The following is a 16,817-nucleotide window of genomic DNA, read 5'->3' on the forward strand; positions in this document are numbered from 1 at the left end:
AAGCCCCGGAACGGAAGCGGAGTACGGAGAACGCACATGGCCACGTCCCCAGAACAACTCGTCGACGCTCTGCGTGTTTCCCTGAAGGAGAACGAACGGCTCCGCGCGCGCACCACGGAAATCCTCGCCGAAGCGACCGAGCCGATCGCCGTCATCGGCATGGCTTGCCGGTTCCCGGGCGGGGTCTCCTCGCCCGCACAGCTGTGGGACCTGGTCGCCGGTGGGGTCGACGCGATCGGCGCGTTCCCGGACGACCGCGGCTGGGACCTGGACCGGCTGTTCGACCCGGACCCCGGCAAGGCCGGCACGTCGTACGTGCGGGAAGGCGGCTTCCTCGAGGACGTGGCGGGTTTCGACCCGGGGTTCTTCGGGATCAGCCCGCGCGAGGCCCTCGCCATGGACCCGCAGCAGCGGGTGCTGCTGGAAGCCTCGTGGGAGACCTTCGAAGACGCGGGAATCGACCCGGGCACCCTCGCGGGAACCGCGGTCGGGTGCTACGCCGGCGTCATCAACCAGGAGTACGCCGTCAGCACCCAGCCCGGGCTGGACGAACTCGAAGGTTACCGGCTGACCGGGAACGCGGGCAGCGTCGCGTCGGGCCGGGTGTCGTACTCCTTGGGGTTCGAGGGTCCGGCGTTGACGGTGGACACGGCGTGTTCGTCGTCGCTGGTGGCGATTCACCTTGCGGCACAGGCGTTGCGTCGTGGTGAGTGCTCGATGGCCCTCGCTGGTGGTGTGACGGTGATGGCGACGCCGAGTCTGTTCGTGGATTTCTCGCGTCAGCGTGGTTTGGCCGGTGACGCGCGGTGCAAGGCGTTTGCGGGTGCGGCGGATGGCACCAGTTTCAGCGAGGGTGTCGGGCTGGTCTTGCTGGAGCGGCTTTCGGTGGCGCAGGCCGCGGGGCACCGGGTGCTGGCGGTGGTGCGTGGTTCGGCGGTGAACCAGGATGGTGCGTCGAATGGTTTGACGGCGCCGAACGGTCCGTCGCAGCAGCGGGTGATCCGGGCGGCGCTGGCCAGCGCTGATCTGTCCACAGTGGACATCGATGCGGTGGAGGCCCACGGAACCGGGACGTCGCTGGGTGATCCGATCGAGGCGCAGGCGTTGCTGGCGACGTACGGGCAAGGCCGGGACGAGCCGTTGTGGCTGGGTTCGGTGAAGTCCAACATCGGTCACACCCAAGGTGCTGCGGGTGTCGCGGGTGTGATCAAGATGATCGAAGCCATGCGCAGAGGCGTGTTGCCGCGGACGTTGCACGTGGACGAGCCGACGTCCAAAGTGGATTGGTCCGCCGGTGCGGTGCGGTTGCTGACGGAGTCGCGGGACTGGCCGGAAGCAGGTCGGCCGCGGCGGGCGGGGGTGTCGTCGTTCGGGATCAGCGGCACCAACGCCCACCTGATCCTCGAACAAGCACCCGAGCACACCGTCGGCGAAGAGCCCGCGCCGCCGCTGTTCCCGGGCGGTGTGGTCCCGTGGGTGCTCTCGGCGCGCACCGAGCCGGCGCTGTCCGCGCATGCGGCCCGGCTCGCCGACGCCGCGAGCGCGGGCGTCACCGGCATGGCCGGGTCGCTGACCGGACGGGCGGCGATGACCCGCCGGGCGGTCGTCCTGGCGACGGACAGCGACGCGGGCGTCGCCGGCCTGCGGGCCGTGGCCTCGGGTGCGGCCTCGCCCGCCGTCGTGCGCGGCACCGCCCTGCCGGGCCGGTCGGCGATCGTCTTCGCGGGCCAGGGCTCGCAATGGGCGGGCGTGGGCCGGTCGTGGCCGGCGGACTCGGTGTTCGCCCGGTCCCTGGAGGCCGTCGTGGCCGAGCTGGACTGCCCGGGCCTCGCGGAGGTGATGCGCAGCGACGCCGCCGCCCTCGACGAAACGGGTTACACCCAGCCGATGCTGTTCGCGGTCGAGGTGGCGCTGTGGGACCTGCTGTCCGCGGCGGGCGTGCGCCCGGACTACGTGCTGGGCCATTCGGTCGGGGAGATCACCGCCGCGTACGTGGCCGGCGTCCTGGACCTGCCGGACGCCGCGAAGCTGGTCTCGGCGCGGGCGAGCCTGATGCAGGCCCTCCCGCCGGGCGGCGGGATGGCGGCCGTGGCCGCGCCGGCCGGACTGGACGCGGCCGACCGGCTGACGTCGGTGCTGGCCGGCACCGGCGTCGTCGTGTCGGCGGTGAACAGCCCGTCCTCGGCCGTGCTGTCCGGCGAGGTCACCGCCGTGCACGCGCTGGCGGACGAGCTGCGCGCCCAGGGCTGGCGGGTCAACCGGCTGCGGGTGAGCCACGCCTTCCACTCCCCGTTGATGGAGCCGATGCTGGCGGAGTTCGACCGGGTCGCGCGCGGGCTGATGTACCGGAAGCCGGTGATCCCGGTCGTGTCGACGGTGACCGGACGGCCGGTCGAACCGGATGCCGGCTACTGGGTCCGCCAGGTGCGCGAAAGCGTCCGGTTCGACCAGGGCGTCCGGTTCGCCCTCGACCAGGGCGTCCGGAACTTCCTCGAGGTCGGCCCGCACAGCGCGCTGGCCATGGCGATCACCGAAACCGCGCAGGCGGCCGGGGTCGACGCCGCGGTCAACGGCACCCTGCGCCGCGACGACGACAGCCCGCAACGGGTGCTCGCCGGCCTCGCCGCCGCGTTCACCACGGGGCTGGCGGTGGACTGGCCCGCGGTGCTCGGCGGGCCGGGCCCGCGGGTCCCGCTGCCGGCCTACCCCTTCGAACACGAGCGGTTCTGGTTCACCTCGGCGACGGTCTCCGACGCCGCGTCGCTGGGCCAGCGAACCGCCGCTCACCCCGTGCTGGGGGCCGTGGTGGACCTCACGCAGGACGCCGGCCTGGTGCTGACCGGCCGCGTCGGCACCGGCCTGCAGCCGTGGTGGTCCGAGCACACCGTGTTCGGCACGGTCGTGGTGCCCGGCACCGGCGTCGCGGACTGGGTCTGGCACGCCGGCGCCCAGGTGGACTGCCCGGAGATCAAGGAGCTGGTCCTCGAGGCCCCGCTGGTGCTGGCCGACCGCTCGCCCCGGCAGGTGCAGGTGCGCGTGGCGGCCCCCGGCGAGGACGGGAACCGGGCCGTGACCGTGCATTCGCGGGCCGGCGGTGACGGCGCGGAGTGGGTGTGCCACGCCACCGCGGTGGCCGGGCCGACGGCCCGCGGGGTCACCGGCGAGGCCCTCGGCGAGTGGCTTCCCGAAGGCGCGCAAGGCCTCGACCTGTCGCGGGCGTACGACACCCTCGAGGAAGCCGGGTTCGGCTACGGTCCCGGTTTCCGCGGGCTGCGCCGCGCGTGGCGGCTCGGCAACGACCGCTACGCCGAAGTGGAGCTCCCCGGCTCCGCGGCCGGTTTCCCGCTCCACCCGGCGTTGCTGGACGCCGCCATGCACGTGGGCGCGGTCGACGCGGTGGCGAACGGTGCGAGCGCCGCGATGCCGTTCGCCTGGCGCGGCGCACGGGTGTACGCCACCGGGGCGACGGCGGTGCGGGTCCGGTGGCGGCCGCTCGGCGCGCACGAGTTCCGGCTGGACGTGGCCGACGCCTCCGGCGCGCCGGTCGCGACGATCGACAGCGTCACCACGCGGCCGGTCACCGCGGACGGCGTCCGCGAGCAGTCCGGCGGCCTGTACTTCGTGGACTGGCAACCGGTTTCCGCCGAGAGTGCCGCAGCCGACGCCCCGAGCACCGACGTCGTGTGGGTGACCGGGCACGATCCCGCGACGGTGGTCGCCGAGACGGTCGGCGTGCTCCAGCGGTGGCTGACCGGGGATCGCGAGACCCCGCTGGTGGTGGCCACGACGCACGCGGTCGCGGCGGCGTCCGGGGACGCCGTCGACCTGGCCCTGGCGCCGGTGTGGGGCCTGGTGCGCACCGCGCAGAACGAGCACCCCGGCCGGTTCGTGCTGGTCGACGTCGACGACGACCCCGCGTCGCGGGCCGCGGTGCCCGGCGTGGCCGGCACCGGTGCGGACCAGGTGGCGATCCGGGCCGGCCGGCCGCTGGTGCCCCGGCTGGTGCGGCGGCACCCCGGCGACCCGCTGACGCCGCCCCCGGGCCCGTGGCGGCTCGAGACCCGCGGTACGGGCAGCGTGTCGGACCTGCTGCTGCGGCCCTGGGACGAGGGCACGCGGCCGCTGGAGACCGGCGAGGTCCGGATCGCGGTCCGCGCGGCGGGGGTGAACTTCCGCGACGTCGTCACCGCGCTGGGCATGGTGGCCGACCAGCGCGCCCTCGGCGGCGAGGGCGCCGGCGTGGTGCTCGAGGTCGGGCCCGGCGTGACCGGCCTGGCGGCCGGGGACCGCGTCCTCGGCCTGCTGCCGGCCGCGGGCCCGGTGGTCGTGACCGACCGGCGGTCGGTGGCCCCGGTGCCGGCGGGCTGGTCGTTCGCCCAGGCGGCCACGGTCCCCATCGTGTTCCTGACGGCCTGGTACGGGCTGCGTGAGCTGGCCGGCCTGCGGTCCGGGGAGACGGTGCTGGTGCACGCCGGCGCCGGCGGCGTCGGGATGGCGGCGATCCAGCTCGCCCGGCTGTGGGGGGCGAAGGTCCTGGCGACGGCGAACCCGGCGAAGTGGCCGGTGCTGGCCGGGCTGGGGATCGACGAAGCGGCCATCGCTTCCTCGCGGACCACCGAGTTCGCCGGCCGGTTCGCCGGCGCCGGCGTCGACGTCGTGCTGAACTCGCTGGCCGGGGCGCAGGCGGACGCGTCACTGGGCCTGCTGAAGCCGGGTGGCCGGTTCATCGAGATGGGCAAGACCGACGTCCGTGACCCCGCGGACCACCCCGGCCTGCGGTACCGGGCGTTCGACCTGATGGACGCGGGCCTGGACACCATCGCCGAGATGCTCGAAGCGCTGCTGGCGCTGTTCGCCCGCTGCGACCTGCGGCCGCTGCCGGTGACCGCGTGGGACGTCCGGCACGCCGCCGGCGCGTACCGGTACATGAGCCAGGCCAAGCACACCGGGAAGGTCGTCCTGACCCTCCCGGCCGGGCTCGGCCCGGACGGCACCGTCCTCGTCACCGGCGGCACCGGCACCCTCGGCGGCCTCGTCGCCCGGCACCTGGTCGCCGACCGGGGCGTGCGGCGCCTGCTGCTGATCAGCCGCCGGGGCCCCGGCGCCGAAGGCGCGCAGGCCCTCCGCGAGGAGCTGACCGGACTGGGCGCCGACGTGACCGTCTCGGCGTGCGACGTGACCGACCTCGACGCGCTGCGCGCGGTGGTCCGGGGCCATCGGCTGCAGGCCGTGGTGCACACCGCGGGGGTGCTGGCGGACGCGCCGATCGCGGCGATCCGGCCGGACCAGGTGGCCGCCGTGCTGGCCCCGAAGGTGCTCGGCGCGTGGAACCTGCACCTGCTCACCCAGGAGGCCGACCTGGCGTCGTTCGTCCTCTTCTCGTCGCTGGCCGGCGTCGTGGGCAGTCCCGGCCAGGGCGTCTACGCGGCGGCCAACGCCTATCTGGACGGCCTCGCCGAGCACCGCCGGCGCCGCGGCCTGCCGGCGGTCTCGCTGGCCTGGGGCCTGTGGGGCCGGGCGAGCGGGATGAGCGGCGGTCTCGGGCAGACCGACCTCGCCCGGATCGCCCGCGGTGGCGCGGTGCCGATGAGCGACGACGAGGCGCTGCGGCGGCTCGACTCCGCGCTCGCCACCCCCGCCGCCGTGGTGGTTCCCGCGGTGCTGGACACCGGCTCGCTCCAGGCGGGCACCGCGCCCGCGATCATGACCGGCCTGGTGCGCCAGGCACCCCGGCAGAGCGCGGCGGCGGCCGAGCCGGCGAGCGAGCTGGTCCGGCGGCTGACCGGGCTCGGCGTCGCCGACCAGCAGCGCGTCGTGCTGGACCTGGTGCGCGTCGAGGCCGCCGCCGTGCTCGGGCACGGCGGCCGGGACGCCATCGACCCGGACCAGCAGTTCAAGGACCTGGGCTTCGACTCGCTGACGGCCGTCGAGCTCCGCAACCGGCTGGCCAACGCCACCGGCTCGCGCCTGCCGGCCACGCTGGTGTTCGACCACCCGACCCCGGTCGAGCTGGCCCGGGAGCTCACCGCCAAGGCCGCGCCCGCACCCGTGACCGCCGCCGGTTCGGCACTGTCCGAACTGGACAAGGTGGAACAGGCGATTCCCGCGCTGCTCGGCGACGGCGAGGCCGGGACCGTGCTGGGCCGGCTGCGTGAGCTCGTGCGCAAGCTGGAGAGCCCGGCGGAACCGGCGGCCATCGATCCGGGCGCGGCGACCGACGACGAACTGTTCGCACTGCTCGACGAGTTGGGCGATGCCCCGGGAAGGCGAGACGCGTGACCACCAGCGAAGACAGGCTCCGCGACTACCTCAAGCAGGCGACGACCGACCTGCTGGCGACGCGGCGGCGAGTGCGGGACCTGGAGGCCCGGGCCGGCGAACCGATCGCGATCGTCGGCATGGCGTGCCGCTTCCCCGGCGGCGTCTCGTCCCCGACCGGGCTGTGGGACCTGGTGTCCGGCGGGAGTGACGCCGTCTCGGCGTTCCCGGACGACCGCGGCTGGGACCTCGCCGGCCTGTTCGATCCCGACCCGGACCGGGCGGGCAAGTCGTACGTCCGTGAAGGGGGCTTCCTCGACGACGCCACCGGCTTCGACGCGGGGTTCTTCGGCATCAGCCCCCGTGAGGCCCTCGCCATGGATCCGCAGCAGCGGGTGCTGCTGGAGACGTCGTGGGAGACGTTCGAGAACGCGGGAATCGACCCGATTTCCTTGCGGGGCGGCAATGTAGGGGTCTTCGCGGGCTTGTTCAACCAGGAATACGGCTCTCGTTTTCGCGGCGCGCGGGAAGACGTCGAAGGCTACCTGGGCTCGGGTTCGGCCGGGAGCGTGGCGTCGGGCCGGGTGTCGTATTCGCTGGGGTTCGAGGGTCCGGCGTTGACGGTGGACACGGCGTGTTCGTCGTCGCTGGTGGCGATTCATCTTGCGGCGCAGGCGTTGCGTCGTGGTGAGTGTTCGCTGGCTCTTGCTGGTGGTGTGACGGTGATGGCGTCGCCGGTGTCGTTCGTGGAGTTCAGCCGTCAGCGTGGGTTGGCGGTGGACGGCCGGTGCAAGCCGTTCGCGGGTGCCGCGGACGGTACGGGCTGGGGCGAGGGTGTCGGGTTGATGCTGCTGGAACGGTTGTCCGTGGCGCAGGCCGCCGGGCACCGGGTGTTGGCTGTGGTGGCGGGTTCGGCGGTGAACCAGGACGGTGCGTCGAATGGTTTGACGGCGCCGAACGGTCCGTCGCAGCAGCGGGTGATCCGGGCGGCTCTTGCCGGTGCGGGTCTGTCGGTGTCCGATGTGGACGCTGTTGAGGCGCACGGTACGGGCACGTCTTTGGGTGACCCGATCGAGGCGCAGGCGTTGCTGGCTACCTACGGTCAGGATCGGGTCGAGCCGTTGTGGCTGGGTTCGGTGAAGTCCAACATCGGTCACACCCAAGGTGCTGCGGGTGTCGCGGGTGTGATCAAGATGGTGGAGGCGATGCGGCGGGGAGTCCTGCCCGCGACGTTGCACGTCGACGAGCCGTCACCGAAGGTGGACTGGTCCGCGGGTGCGGTGCGGTTGCTGACCGAAGCTCGTGCGTGGCCGGACGTGGGTCGTCCGCGGCGGGCGGGGGTGTCGTCGTTCGGGATCAGCGGCACCAACGCCCACGTGATTCTCGAACAGGCACCCGAGGTCGAGGTTCCTGCTCGGGAACCGGCGCCGGGCGGTGTGGTGCCGTTGGTGGTGTCGGGCCGCGGCGCGGCGGGACTGCGGGGTCAGGCCGCCCGATTGGCGTCCTTTGTGGACAACGACGACGTGTCGCTCGCGGACGTGGCGACGTCCTTGGTGACGACGCGGGCGCTGCTGCCGGATCGCGCCGTGGTCCTGGCCGCCGACCGCGATGAGGCCGTCGCGGGGTTGCGCGCGCTGGCCGAAGGTGCGCCCGGGGTGGTTTCGGGCGTGGCGAGTCCGGGTGGCGTGGCGGTGATGTTCTCCGGCCAGGGCAGCCAACGCGCCGGGATGGGACACGAGCTGTACGAGCGGTTCCCGGTGTTCCGGGAGGCGGTCGACGAGGTGTGCGCGGAGCTGGGGCGGTGGCTCGATGCGACCGCGCTGCGTTCGGTGATGTTCACCGGTACCGCCGACGGTGCCCGGGGAAACAGCGTCGATGAGACCGGGTGGGCACAGCCGGCGTTGTTCGTCTTCGAGGTGGCGTTGTTCCGGCTGCTCCGCTCGTGGGGCGTGCAGGTGGATGTGGTCGGCGGGCATTCCCTGGGCGAGGTGACCGCGGCGTTCGTCGCGGGCGTGCTCGACCTGGCCGGGGCGGCGCGGCTGGTGGCGGCCCGGGCCGGGTTGATGCAGCGGTTGCCGGCGGGCGGGGCGATGGCCTCGGTCGCCGGTGCGACCGAGCAGCGCGTGCGGGAGGTGCTGGAACAGGCCGGTGCCGTGGTGTCGGTGGCGGCGGTCAACGGCCCCGAGTCCGTGGTGCTGTCCGGCGAGCAGGACGCGCTCACCGCGGTGACGGACGAGCTGCGGGAGGCGGGCTGCCGGGTGCGGCGGCTGCGGGTCTCGCACGCGTTCCACTCGGTGCTGATGGAGCCGATGCTGGACGAGTTCCGCGCGGTGGTCGAGCAGATCACGCTGCGGGAGCCGGTGCTCACGCTGGTGTCGAACGTGACCGGCGCGGTCGTCGAGCCGGGACAGGTGTCGGACCCGAAGTACTGGGTGGAGCACGTCCGGGCCACGGTGCGGTTCGGTGACGGGCTCGCGGCGCTGCCCGCCCTCGGGGTGTCCACGGTGCTGGAGGCAGGCCCGGCCGGGGTGCTGACCGGCATGGGCCCGGACGCGCTGCTGCCGGAGACCCGCGTCGGGTTCGTGGCCACCGCCCGGAAGAACGTCTCCGAGACCCGCGGTGTGCTGACCGCGCTGGCCGAGTTGTCCGTGCGCGGTGTGCCGGTGGACTGGTCCGTTCACCTCGGCGGCGGTGAGCCGGTGGAGCTGCCGACGTACGCGTTCCAGCACGAGAGGTTCTGGCTGGACGCGCCGCCGGGTTCGGGGGATGTGTCCGCGGCGGGACTGGGCTCGCCGGGCCATCCGTTGCTGGGAGCGGCCTTGGCGATGGCCGAGGGCGGCGGCGTGGTGCTGACGGGCCGGTTGTCGGTGCGGACGCACCCGTGGCTCGCCGATCACGTGGTGGCCGGGGTGGTGCTGGTGCCGGAGACCCTGTTCGTGGAGCTGGCCGTGCGGGCCGGGGACGAGGTGGGCTGCCCGGTGGTCGAGGAACTCGTCCTGACGCATCCCTTGACCCTTACCGGCCAGGACGCGGTCCAGGTCCAGGTGTCCATCGCCGAGCCCGGCCCCACCGGGAGCCGGGCGCTGACCATCCACGCCCGTCCCGAACCCGCCGACGACGAGGACGGCGGCGGGTGGACCCGACACGCTTCCGGCGTCCTCGACCCCACCGCGGCGCGGCCGGAAGCGGGTGACCGGCCCACGTGGCCGCCGGCGGGCGCCCGGCCGGTGGAGGTGGAAGGCTGCTACGACACCCTCGCCGAGAGCGGTCACCACTACGGCCCGGCCTTCCGGGGCTTGACCGCCGCCTGGACCGACGACGACCGCGTCTACGCCGAGGTCTCGCTCCCCATCGCCGGTGGGGACGGCGGTTTCGGCCTCCACCCCGCGCTGCTCGACGCGGCCCTGCACGCCCACGTCGTCACCTCGGCGGCACCGGACACGCCGCAGTCGGCCGTCGCCTGGCACGGCGTCACCCTGCACGCCACGGGCGCCACGACGCTGCGCGTCCACCTCGTCCCGACCGGCCCGGGCACGTTCTCCCTTCATGCCACCGACACCGAGGGCACCCCGGTCTTCGGCGTCGGCACCATCACCCACCAGCCACTCGATCCCGCGGAACTCGGCGCTTCGCGCGTCACGGAATCGCTGTACCGGGTCGACTGGGTCCCCGCCGACGCCGGGGCCGAGAGCGACGCGTCGCCCTCGGTGGTGTCGAGCCCGCGGCTGGCCGCTCGCCTGGCGGCCGCCGGTGTCGACGCGGTCGCGCACGCCGACCTCCGGTCCCTGGCCGAGTCGGCCGGGCCGGTGCCGGACCTGGTGGTGGCGGAGATCGAGGCGACCGAGGTGCACGCCGCGGCCCGCGAAGCCCTGCGGCTCTACCAAGCCTGGCTCGCCGAGCCACGCTGGAGCACGGCGCGGCTGGCCGTCCTGACCACGGGCGCGGTCGCCGCCGGCGGCACCGATGTCCCGGACGCCGCCGGCGCCGCCGTCCGCGCGATGGCCCGCTCCGCGCAGTGGGAGCACCCCGGCCGGTTCGTCCTCGTCGACGTCGACGACGAGCGCTCACTGCGGGCGTTGCCCGCCGCCGTCGCGACCGGAGAGCCCGAACTCGCCATCCGTGGCGGCTCGCCGCTGGTGCCCCGACTGGCGCGCGCCGGCGCCGGGGGAGCATCCCGGCCTTGGGACCCGGCCGGCACGGTGCTGATCACCGGCGGCACCGGCGTGGTCGGCGGCACCGTCGCCCGGCACCTGGTGGCCGAACACGGCGTGCGGCACCTCCTGCTGGCCGGCCGGAGCGGACCGGACGCCGCCGGCGCGGCCGGCCTCGCGGCGCTGGGCGCGGACGTGCGGGTCGAGGCCTGCGACGTCACCGATCGCGACGCGGTGAACCGGCTCCTGGCCGGGATCCCGGCCGAGCACCCGTTGACCGCGGTGCTGCACATCGCGGGAACACCGGACGACTGCGGGATCACCGAGCTCTCGGCCGAGCGCCTCGACGCGGTGCTCCGGCCCCAGGTCGACGGTGCGCTGAACCTGCACGAACTGACCCGGGAGCGCGACCTGGCGGCCTTCATCCTGTTCTCCTCGGCCTCCGGCATCGCCGGGAACCCGGGCCACAGTGCCTTCGGCGCGGCCGGCGCCTGCCTGGACGCGCTGGCGCGGCGGCGACGCGCGCAGGGGCTGCCCGCCGTGTCGCTGGCCTGGACGGCGTGGGCGCGGCCCGGCAACGGCATCCGGTCGATGACGGCGGCGGAAGGCATGCGGTTGTTCGACGCCGCGCTCGGCCACGGCGATCCCGTGCTGATGCCGGCCGAGCTGGACTTCGCCGAACTGCGCGCGCAAGCCATGTCCGGCTCGGTGCCGGCGTTGCTGCGCGGTCTGGTGCGACCGGGCCGGCGGGTCGTGCAGGCGATCGCGGCGACCCGGGGCGCGGTGGCCGAGCGGCTCGGCGGACTGCCCCCGGCGGACCAGGAACGCGAACTACTGGACCTGGTGAGGAAAGAGGCCGCGGCGATCCTCGGGCACGCGCCCGGCGACGCGGTGTCCGCCGAGCGGGCGTTCAGCGAGCTCGGCTTCGATTCGCTCACCGCCGTGCAGCTGCGCAACCGGCTGACGGCCGTCACCGGGGTGCTCCTGCCGCCGACGCTGATCTTCGACCACCCGAACCCGGCCGCCCTGGCGCGCCTGCTGCAAGCCGAGCTGTTCCGGCCCGTCGACAGCACCCGGTCGACCCTGGCGGACCTCGACCGGCTTTCCGAGACCCTGTCGGCGATTCCGCTGGACAGCGCGCTCGAAGGCGAGGTGGCCGCCCGGCTGCAAGCCATGCTGTCGCGGTGGAAGGAGCGTCCGGCGACCGCCGGGGACGCCGACGCCGCGACGGAGCTGCGGACGGCTTCGACGGCCGCGATCTTCGACTTCATCGACAACCAGCTCGGCCGCGTCGAGAAGTGATCCCCGGCGCGCGTCGCCCCGGCCCGGCAGGACAGGGGAGCCGTAGGGGGTGGCCCAAGGGGTCCGGGGTGACGCGGCCGGGCGAGACTCGAAGTGGCCCGATGACTTCACGGTGACCGCCGTCCGGCCGCGGTCGGCCCGCGCGGGGTTCGTTACGGAGAAGGTTGCATCGACATGACGGATGAAGAGAAGCTCGTCGACTACCTCAAGTGGGTCACCGCGGATCTACAGCGGGCTCGCCGCCGGGCCGACGAGCTCGAAGCGGCCACGACCGAACCCATCGCGATCGTCGGGATGGCCTGCCGGTTCCCCGGCGGGGTGCGGTCGCCGGCGGACCTGTGGCGGCTGGTCGCCGACGGCGTCGACGCGATCTCGCCGTTCCCCGAGGACCGCGGCTGGGACGTGCGGAACCTGTTCGACCCGGATCGCGCCCGCTACGGGAAGTCCTACGTCCGCGAGGGCGGTTTCGTGCACGACGCCGCGGACTTCGACGCCGCGTTCTTCGGGATCAGTCCCCGCGAGGCCGTGACGATGGACCCGCAGCAGCGGTTGCTGCTGGAGACGTCGTGGGAGACCTTCGAACGGGCCGGCATCGACCCGTTGTCCTTGCGTGGCGCCGGTGTCGGCGTCTTCGCGGGCATGGCCTACCACGACTACGCGATGCGGCTGAACCGCGTCGCCGACGAGTACGAGGGCTATCTCGGTGCGGGCAGCGCCGGCAGCATCGCGACGGGCCGGGTGGCCTATTCGCTGGGTTTCGAGGGCCCGGCGCTGACGGTGGACACGGCGTGTTCGTCGTCGCTGGTGGCGATCCACCTTGCGGCACAGGCGTTGCGCCGCGACGAGTGTTCGATGGCGCTCGCCGGCGGGGTGACCATCCTGTCGGCGGCCGGCACGTTCGTCGAGTTCAGCCGTCAGGGTGCGTTGTCCCCGGACGGCCGCTGCAAGTCCTTCGCCGCGTCGGCCGACGGTGCCGGCTGGGGCGAGGGTGTCGGATTGGTGTTGCTGGAGCGGCTTTCGGTGGCGCAGGCCGCGGGGCACCGGGTGCTGGCGGTGGTGCGTGGTTCGGCGGTGAACCAGGATGGTGCGTCGAATGGTTTGACGGCGCCGAACGGTCCGTCGCAGCAGCGGGTGATCCGGGCGGCGCTGGCCAGTGCGGGCCTGTCCGCGTCCGATGTGGACGTCGTCGAGGCGCACGGTACCGGGACGTCGCTGGGTGATCCGATCGAGGCGCAGGCGTTGCTGGCGACTTATGGTCAGGATCGGGTCGAGCCGTTGTGGCTGGGTTCGGTGAAGTCCAACATCGGGCACACGCAGGGTGCGGCGGGCGTGGCGGGCGTGATCAAGATGGTCGAGGCGATGCGCCACGGCGTGTTGCCGGCGACGTTGCACGTGGACGAGCCGACCCCGAATGTGGACTGGTCCGCCGGCGGGGTGCGGTTGCTGACGCAGGCCCGTGACTGGCCCGGCGTGGACCGTCCCCGCCGGGCGGCGGTGTCGTCGTTCGGGATCAGTGGCACCAACGCCCACCTCGTCCTCGAACAAGCACCCGAGCACCCCGTCGCCGAAGGACCGGCGCCGTTCGCGGGAGGCGTGGTGCCGCTGGTGGTCTCGGGCCGCGGGGCCGGCGGGCTGCGTGCCCAGGCCGCGCAACTGGCGTCCTTTGTGGACGAGAACGCGGTGTCGCTGGCGGACGTCGGGACGTCCCTGGCGACGACCCGGGCGATGCTGCCCGACCGCGCGGTGGTCCTGGCGGCCGACGACGCGGAAGCGGTGGCCGGGCTGCGCGCACTGGCCGACGGCGCCGCGACGGTCTCGGGTGTGGCGGACGTCGAAGGCAAGCGGGTGTTCGTCTTCCCCGGCCAGGGCGCGCAGTGGCCGGGCATGGGCCGGGAGCTGCTGGCGGTGTCGCCGGTGTTCGCCGCCGTGGTCGCGGAGTGCGAGAAGGCGCTGGCGCCCTGGCTGGACTGGTCGGTGACCGAAGTCCTGCAGGGCGCGCCGGGCGCACCGGAGCTGGACCGGGTCGACGTCGTGCAGCCCGCGTCGTTCACCGTGATGCTGGGCCTGGCCGCAGTCTGGCGATCCTGGGGTGTCGTGCCGGACGCGGTCGTCGGACACTCCCAGGGCGAGATCGCCGCGGCGTGCGTGGCCGGCGTGCTCTCCCTGGAGGACGCGGCCAAGGTGGTCGCCCTGCGCAGCCAGGCCATCGCGACCGAGCTGGCCGGCCGCGGCGGCATGCTGTCGCTGGCGCTGCCGGTCGAACAGGCCGCCGAACGGCTGCTGGCCTGGGACGGGCGGGTGGAGATCGCGGCGGTCAACGGTCCCGCCTCGGTGGTGGTCGCCGGTGATCCCGGCGCGCTGGCCGAGGTGCAGGTCGGGTGTGAGAGTGCCGGAGTACGGGCCCGGATGATCCCGGTCGACTACGCCTCTCACACCCGCCACGTCGAAGTCCTCCAGGAGCGGCTGCTGCGGACGCTGGCCGGTATCGAGCCCGCCCCGGCCGAGATCCCGATGTGGTCGACCGTCACCCAGGAGTGGGTTCAGGGCGCGGAGCTGGACGCCGGGTACTGGTACCGCAACCTCCGGCACCAGGTCGGCTTCGGCCCCGCGGTCGAAACCCTGCTGGACCAAGGACATCGCGCGTTCATCGAAGTCAGCTCGCACCCGGTGCTGACCACCGGCGTCCAGGACGTCCTCGACGCGCGTGAGCAGGTCCCCACCGTCGTCGCCGGCACCCTCCGCCGCGACGACGGCGGGATCCGGCGGCTGCTGACCAGCCTCGCCGAAGTCCACGTCCGGGGCGTCCCCGTCACCTGGACCACCCACCGGCCCGCGGCGCACCTCGACCTGCCCACCTACGCCTTCCAGCGCGAGCGCTACTGGCTCGAAGAACTGGACGCTCCGGCCGGCGAGACCAGCGGGAGCGGGACCGGGTTCGACGCGGACCTCTGGACCGCGATGGAGCAGCGCGACTTCGACGGCCTGGCCCGCCTGCTGGAGCTGGAGTCGTCCGAAGAACAGTCGTCGCTGCACGTGCTGGCGCCGGTGCTGTCCTCCTGGTACCGGCAGCGCCGCAGTGAGTCCGTTGTGGACGGCTGGCGCTACGGCGTCGGCTGGCGGCCGCTCGCCGAACCCGAGCCGCGCGCCCTCCCGGGAACCTGGATCGCCGTGCTGCCCGAGGACGCCCTCGACCAGGAGCAGGTCATCGCGGTGACCGACGGGCTGACCGCCCAGGGCGCCTGGGTGGCCCGGCTGGTCCTCGGCCCGGCCGACGTCGACCGCCTCGTCGTGGCCGACCGGCTGCGGGAGATCGCCACCGGGATCGGCGACGTGCGGGGCGTGGTGTCGTTCCTCGGCGCGACGCGGGGCGCGCACCCGGGGCTCCCGGTGCTGCCGGCCGGTGTCGCCGCCGCCGTGACGCTGGTGCAGGCGCTCGGTGACGCCGAGCTGGACGCGCCCCTGTGGGTCCTCACCCAGGGGGCCGTGTCGGCCGGCGCCGCCGACCCGCCGGGCGACCCCGCCCAGGCGATGGTGTGGGGCCTCGGCCGGGTGGCGGCCCTGGAGCAGCCCGAGCGCTGGGCCGGGCTGGTCGACCTGCCCGCCGTCGTGGACGGGGACGCGGTCCGGCGCGTCCTGGCCGTGCTCGCCGGCGCGGGTGAGGAGGATCAGCTCGCGGTGCGGCCGTCCGGTGTGCTGGTGCGGCGGCTGGTGCCGGCCCCGCTCGCCGACGCCCCCGCGGTGCGGCCGTGGGAGCCGCACGGCACGGTGCTGGTGACCGGCGGGCTCAGCGGCGTCGGCGCCCAGGTGGCGCGCCGGCTGGCCGCCACCGGCGCCGACCACCTGATCCTGGCCGCCCGGCGCGGGCCGGGCACCCCGGGAGCCCCGGAGCTGGCCGCCGAGATCGAGGCGACGGGCACCCGGGTCACCATCGCGGAATGCGACGTCGCGGACCGCGACAGCCTGCGGCGGCTGCTCGACGGCGTGCCCGCGGACGCGCCGCTGACCGCGGTCGTGCACGCCGCCGGGGTGGCGACCACCGCCGCGGTGCAGGACACCACCCTGGCCGGGTTCGCGGCGGTGCTGTCCGGCAAGGTCGCGGGCGCGGCAAACCTGGACGAGCTCCTCGGCGACCGGCCGTTGGACGCCTTCGTGCTGTTCTCGTCCAACGCCGCCCTGTGGGGAAGCGGCGGCCAGGGCGCGTACGCCGCCGCCAACGCCTACCTCGACGCACTCGCCGCGCAGCGGCACTCCCGCGGTCTGGCGGCGACGTCGATCGCCTGGGGTGCGTGGGGCGGCGGCGGGATGTCGTCGGACTCGGCCGAGGTCGAGGACCAGCTGCGGCGGACCGGCCTGCGCACCATGGACGTCGAACCGGCGCTGCTCGCGCTCGAGCAGGCGGTCGCGCGGCGGGAGCCCTACGTCGTGATCACCGACGTCGACTGGGAACGGTTCGCCCCCGGCTTCACGGCCCGCCGGCCCAGCCCGCTGCTCGGTGAGCTCGCGCAGGTGCGGAAGGCCCTGCGCGGCGACGAGGACAGCGCGGACGGCGGCGGTGAAGAAACGCTTTCGCAGCTGCTGCAGCAGCTCAGTGGACTGTCCGAAGAGGACCGGGTGCGCGCGCTGACGGACGTGGTGCGCACCGAGGCCGTGACCGTGCTCGGGCTGTCCGCGGACGGCATCGGCTCCGGCCAGGCCTTCCGCGAGGTCGGGTTCGACTCGCTGACGGCGGTCGACCTGCGCAACCGCCTGAGCGCCGTCACCGGGGTGCGGCTGCCGGCGGCCCTGGTGTTCGACCACCCGACCCCGGCCGCGGTGGCGGAGTTCCTCCGCGGCGAGCTGTCCGCGCTCGGCGACGGCGCGGCGCCGTCGATCCTGGCGGAGCTGGCCCGGCTGGAGACGGCCTACCAGGCGGCGGCCGCGGACCGCGGGGTGCGGACGCAGGTCGTCGCCCGGATGCGGGCGCTCACCGCCGTGTGGGAGAGCGCGGGCGACCCGGCCGACGGCGAAGACCTGGACTTCGACCTGGCGACCGACGACCAGATGTTCGAGCTGATCGACAACGAGTTCGGCACCGCGTGACGAAGCCGGGCCGACTCGAGCGAGCCA

3 protein-coding genes are annotated in these 16,817 nt (G+C 74.3%); all 3 read left to right on the forward strand.

Annotation, left to right across the window (positions count from 1 at the left end; translation table 11 throughout):
* Positions 1 to 69: 69 nt before the first annotated feature.
* A complete protein-coding gene (locus MUY22_RS28215; RefSeq protein WP_371827693.1) occupies positions 70 to 6,279 on the forward strand; it encodes a type I polyketide synthase in 6,210 nt (2,069 codons plus the stop codon).
* Complete coding sequence (locus MUY22_RS28220; protein WP_247049461.1) at positions 6,276 to 11,711, forward strand: type I polyketide synthase; 5,436 nt, start codon at positions 6,276 to 6,278, stop codon at positions 11,709 to 11,711. The genes MUY22_RS28215 and MUY22_RS28220 overlap by 4 nt, the downstream gene beginning before the upstream one ends.
* Positions 11,712 to 11,879: 168 nt before the next feature.
* A complete protein-coding gene (locus tag MUY22_RS28225) occupies positions 11,880 to 16,790 on the forward strand; it encodes a type I polyketide synthase (protein ID WP_371827694.1) in 4,911 nt (1,636 codons plus the stop codon).
* Positions 16,791 to 16,817 lie beyond the last annotated feature (27 nt).

Origin of the sequence: Amycolatopsis sp. WQ 127309 (assembly GCF_023023025.1) — a bacterium.
Lineage (GTDB): Bacteria > Actinomycetota > Actinomycetes > Mycobacteriales > Pseudonocardiaceae > Amycolatopsis.